Consider the following 871-nt stretch of genomic DNA (forward strand, 5'->3'; position numbering starts at 1 on the left):
CTTTTTCTAATTCTTCTACTTTGCGTTTTAAAGCAAAGTTTTCTACTTCTAATGCTTTATATTTCTTGTCTAACTCTTGAATAGCGAGCCAAGATAAACTATTCATCATGTACTGTTCTACTCCGTCTCCATCAATAACGCATGGTGGAGTTTTATAACCTTCTCCAATTACCAACCCAGTACGTAGCCTGTCTTTGCCATCAGCTACCTCAGTTCTTAATCGATAGTCATAAATGGTTGCACTATTAATAACAGCAAGAGCACTATCTGTGTGAGGTCTGATATCCTGCTTATATTCTGCCATGGAGCCAGTAGGGAATGAGGAAGCACGTACAGGTACATAAGTGTTCCATGTATTTGGTTTAACAACTCTCAATTCAATATTGCTTCGGGCATACACTTCATTACTTCTGGATTCTAGGATAGCACTCGATGGAGATTGGAATAGCGTATTACTTGAACCACCACCTAAAAAATCAGCTGCTCTAACTGGTTTATATGAAATCCCATTTCCATAATTATAACCAGATAAATTGGTTACTCGTAACTCTCCGCCATTTGTTCCATCTACACCAATGTAAAAATCTTCTCCATTGGTTCTAATACCACCTGCAGAAAGGGGAGAAGCTTCTGCTAGCAATGTTCCATAACCAGTTCCATTCACATAAACATCTTTACCAAAAACATTAATTCCATTTTTGTTAATGGAAATAAGTTTATCTCCTGTGGTTCCTCCACTTGGCCAGAATCGAATTTCGTTTGGATTCATGAATATACGTCTACCTGTCTGGATATCTCCATCGTATAAGTGAAAAATATATGCGAAAGCAGGATCTAAGTCTAAGTATGAATATAACCCAATGTCATTTTT

Annotated in this window: 1 protein-coding gene; it reads right to left on the bottom strand. The window is 37.3% G+C overall.

Annotated elements, in window-relative coordinates; translation table 11 throughout:
- A partial coding sequence (locus tag NiCM35_RS26610; RefSeq protein ID WP_490885108.1) for a tail fiber domain-containing protein occupies nucleotides 1-871 on the bottom strand: 871 nt, incomplete at both ends.

It is taken from the genome of Niallia sp. M35 (genome assembly GCF_050971705.1).
In the GTDB taxonomy this organism is placed as follows: domain Bacteria; phylum Bacillota; class Bacilli; order Bacillales; family Cytobacillaceae; genus Niallia; species Niallia circulans_A.